The sequence below is a fragment of the Deltaproteobacteria bacterium genome (assembly GCA_019308905.1).
Classification (GTDB): Bacteria; Desulfobacterota; BSN033; order WVXP01; family WVXP01; genus JAFDHF01.
This window is the reverse complement of sequence record JAFDHF010000120.1, coordinates 1-4,761: the sequence shown is the minus strand read 5'-3', so window position 1 is coordinate 4,761 and position 4,761 is coordinate 1. Positions and strand designations below refer to the sequence as shown.

The window sequence follows — 4,761 nt, the reverse complement described above, 5'->3', positions numbered from 1 at the left end:
CGAGACGACGTGCTCGCCTCGTTGTCTGCGGCCCACTTCGATCTGATCATCGTTGATGAGGCGCACAAGATGAGTGCCTATCGTTACGGCGACAAGACCGAGAAGACCGAGCGATACAGGCTGGGAGAGGCACTATCTCGAATCACGGAACACCTTCTTTTCCTCACGGCGACCCCGCACAAGGGCGACCCGGACAACTTTCGGCTCTTCCTTGACCTTCTGGAGCCCGGATTCTTTGCCACAAACAAGATGCTTCAGGACTCGATCAGGGACAAGGACAATCCATTGTTCGTACGGCGGGTCAAGGAGGATCTGAAAGACTTTGAAGGCAAACCCCTTTTCTTGCCCAGGCACGTACAGACTATCGCGTTCAATCTCGGAGCGAAGTCGCCAAACGAGAAGGAGCTTTACAACGAACTTTCCCAGTACGTCAGCACTCAGTACAACAAGGCCCTGACCAGGGACAAGAAGAGAAACATCGCCTTTGCCCTGGTGATCCTCCAGCGTCGGTTGGCCTCCAGTACATACGCCCTTCTCAAATCGCTGGAGCGGAGAAAAAAGCGGCTCGAAGCCCTGCTTGCAGGCGTCGAGCAGAACCGCAAGCCTCCCGAGGTTCTGGTCGATTTCGAGACCGTTGAAGAGATGAGCGAGGAGGCCCGCTGGAAAGAGGAGGAGATCTGGGAGACCCTGAGTGTCGCTGAAAACAGGGAGGAGTTGAAAAAAGAGATCGCCGTCATCGAAGGACTTGTTCAGCGCTCGCGAAGGATCATCGCAAAAGAAGAGGAGCTGAAGCTGAAGCAGCTCAAAAGGTCTCTTGAAGAGCTGAGCAGGAGGTATCCCTCGCGGCAGGATAAGAAGATTCTCATCTTTACCGAGTCGCGGGACACCCTCGAATACCTGGAAAGAAAAACCAGGCAGTGGGGATACAGGACCAACACCATTCACGGCGGAATGAGACTCGAGGAGCGGATCAAGGCGGAGGGGATCTTCAAAACAGAGACCGACGTCCTTGTCGCCACCGAGGCGGCCGGCGAGGGGATCAACCTCCAGTTTTGCCACCTCATGATCAACTATGACATCCCCTGGAACCCGAACCGCCTCGAACAGCGGATGGGGAGGATCCACCGGTACGGACAGCAGAAGGAAGTCCACGTGTTCAACCTCGTCGCCCAAGACACCCGCGAAGGAAAGGTGTTGAACAAGCTATTCGAAAAGCTCGACGAGATCAGAAAGGCCCTGGGAAGCGACAAGGTCTTCGACGTATTGAGCGAGGTCCTATACGATAAGAGCTTCTCCCAACTCCTGGTAGACGCGGCCGCCAACGCCAGGAGCATCGACGACATCCTGGATGAAATCGATATCACGGTGGACGAGGATTACATTGCCAGGGTCAAGGAGAGCCTCGGTGAGAGCCTCGCCACGCACTACATCGATTATACGCGAATACGAGAAATGGCACTCCAAGCAAGAGAATACAGGCTCATCCCGGAATACACGGAGAGCTATTTCCGGAAGGGGTTTATCAGGGCAGGTGGTAAACCGAAGGAGCGCCAGGATGGATTTCTTGCCGTTGATTCGATTCCTCTGAACCTGCGTAGAATTGCCGAACAGGATGGGTTCAAGAAACGGTATGGCGAGCTCGTGAGAAGATACCCCAAGGTTACCTTCGACAAAGATGTCGCTTTCAGGCACCCGGACGCCACATTCGTCTCCTTTGGACATCCCCTGTTTGAGGCGGTCATGAGTTGGATCGAAAAGAGTTTCTCGGGGTCTCTTCAAAAAGGAGCGACCTTCACGGACCCTGACGGGAGGCTCAATGGGTACATCCTCTTCTACGAAGGGGAGATCAGGGACGGCACCGGCAGGGTTGCCGGCAGGAGGCTTTTCGGGTTCCACCTGACGAACGGGGATGTAAACCCCATTAACCCTTCGGTCATCTGGGACCTCGCAGAGAGTCAGGGCTTATTGCACGACGAAATAGATTTGGACACCCTGAAGGCGAGAACATCTAGGGCCGCGATCGCAAGACTCGAGGATTACAAGGACGAAATCCAAAAGGAACGGGACCGGCAGGCCGAAATCAAGGAAAAGTACGGCGTTAAGTCACTGGAACACCTCATGGTCAAACTCGATGGGGAACTGATCTCCCTCTATGACCGGAGAGGCCGGGGAGAAAACGTCGATCTCATCATCAGGAACAAGGAAGAGCGGAAAACCGCGTACGAAAGAGCGCACCAAGAGCTGAACCAGGAGATAGAAAAGGAAAAAAGCCTCACCATGAGCATGCCCCGTTTTAGTGGGATCATCCGGGTCATCCCACCGACAGACGTCCAAAGCACCATGGCAAGCGACGAGGAGATCGATCGGATCGGCATGCGGGTCGCGATGGAATACGAAGCGAAGAATGGACGGGTCCCCGAGGATGTCTCCTCTGAAAACCTCGGTTTCGATATCCGTTCTGTGGATAAAGACAAGACCGCCCGGTATATCGAGGTTAAGGCCCGGAGCGCGACAGGTGCCGTGGCGCTCACCCAGAACGAGTGGTTCAAGGCGAGGAGATTCAAAGAGGACTACTATCTTTATGCGGTCATGAATGCGGCAACCAGCCCCCGGCTCTATGTTATCCAAAACCCGGCAGAAAGGCTCGAGCCCGACGAGAGGGTGGAGGTGGTGAGGTATGTCGTCCCACTCGCCGATATCGTCAAAAAGGGAGAGGAAGCGCGTGAAGAGCGATAAACGGTTTATCGAGGAGACCTTCCCGGTCAAAGAGGTGAGCATCGAGTCTGCCAAGGAGAAAAACATCCGCCACGGCCACATATCCACCCTCCACATCTGGTGGGCTAGGCGGCCCTTGGCATCTTCCAGGGCGACCAACTACGCCGCGCTGATCCCGGCGGCAGGCGATCCCGAGGAGTGGGACAAGAAACGCCAGTTCATCTCCGAATTCTCGAAGTGGGAAAACTCCCTGAATCAAACCATGATCGCTCGCGCAAGGGAAGACATCCTGAAGGCAAACGATGGGAAACCGCCCAGGGTCCTCGACCCCTTTGCCGGGGGCGGCGCCATCCCCCTTGAGTCTCTCCGCCTGGGATGCGAGACCTACGCGAGCGACTATAACCCGGTGGCCGTTTTGATCCTCAAGTGCACCCTCGAATATCCTCAGAAATACGGAAGACCGAAAAGAGTCAAAAGCGATGATCTGCTCCACACCGAAAAAACCATCAACCCCCTGCTCGAGGACGTGAAAAAATGGGGAGGCTGGGTCCTAAGAGAGGCCAAGAAAGAGATCGGCAGGTTCTATCCCGAGGACGGAAACGGTTCCACCCCGGTCGGCTACATCTGGGCAAGGACGATCCCCTGCCAGAACCCCTCCTGCGGCGCCGAGATCCCCCTGATGCGGCAATACTGGCTTGCCAAGAAGGCGAGAAAAAGAGTCGCCCTCTTTCCCTATCGAGAAGGCGGTGGGGTCAAGTTCAAGATCGTAGGCGACGGGTACGAGAGATGGCCGGACGGGTTTGATCCCTCACACGGCACGGTGGCTCGGGCGGTTGCCACCTGTCCGGTCTGCGGCTCCACAGTGGATGCGGATACAACGCACAGGCTCTTTCAGGAAGGGAAAGCCTCAGAGCGGATGGTGGCCGTTGTCCTGCACAGGTCTGGCAGAAGCGGCAAGCAGTACCGGCTTGCCACGGAGAGGGACATGGTCGTTTTCAGGGAAGCCGAGGAATACCTGAGAGAGAAACGGGAGAAGCTGATGCTCCAATGGGGCATGGACCCTGTGCCGGATGAGGGCCTGCCGCCGGCAGGAACATTAGGATTCAGGATTCAGCGATACGGCATGAACACCTGGGGCGATCTCTTCAATGCCCGGCAGAAGCTGGCGCTCATCACCTTTGCGGACAAGGTCCGCCAGGCCCACGACGAGATGCTCAAGGCGGGGTATGAGGCAGAGTATGCCAGGGCAGTGGGGAGTTATTTGGGGCTCGGAATGGATAGAACTCTAATGTTTTCATCAAGTCTTACAAGATGGAAACCAGATGCTGAATGTCCTGTGGATGTTTACGCTCGACAAGCTTTGCCTATGACTTGGGACTATGGCGAGAATAATCCCCTTTGCCCACACAGCGGCGCGTTCATAGATCAAATCGAGAGGATTCTGTATTCATTGAAGCAAACGTTTGTATGTGACAGCCATGCTATCATTACTCAGTCTTCTGCTGCATCCCTTTCGCTTCCTAGGGAGTATTTCGACGCCGTCCTCACCGACCCCCCATATTACGACAACGTGCCCTATTCCTACCTTTCCGACTTCTTCTATGTCTGGCTCAAGCGGACGATCGGCCATCTCTACCCCGACCTCTTCTCCACCCCCCTGACCCCGAAAAAGCACGAGATTGTCGCCTACTCCAACGGCCCCGGTGGGTGGGAGGACGGCAAGGCCTTCTTTGAAGAGATGCTGAAGAAATCCTTTCAAGAGATCCACCGGGTGCTCAAGCCCGACGGGATCGCCGTCATCGTCTACGCCCACAAATCGACCGCGGGCTGGGAGACGCTCGTCAACTCTCTGCTCGATTCTGGCCTCATCATGACCGGTGCCTGGCCCATCAACACCGAGATGCAGGCGAGGCTAAGAGCCAGAGAGTCTGCCACTCTCGCCTCATCCATCTACATCGTGGCCCGGAAGACGAAGCGCCGGCCCACGGGTTTCTACAACGACGTCAAGGAGGAGCTGAAACAACACCTCACGAAAAAACTCGATCG

At 55.8% G+C, this 4,761-nt stretch carries 2 protein-coding genes; both read left to right on the top strand.

Annotation, left to right across the window (positions count from 1 at the left end; translation table 11 throughout):
- Window positions 1-2,736: DUF3883 domain-containing protein (locus JRJ26_20185; GenBank protein ID MBW2059809.1), on the top strand; the 2,736-nt coding region annotated here is incomplete at its 5' end.
- Window positions 2,678-4,761: DUF1156 domain-containing protein (locus JRJ26_20180; GenBank protein MBW2059808.1), on the top strand; the 2,084-nt coding region annotated here is incomplete at its 3' end. The genes JRJ26_20185 and JRJ26_20180, both read left to right, overlap by 59 nt.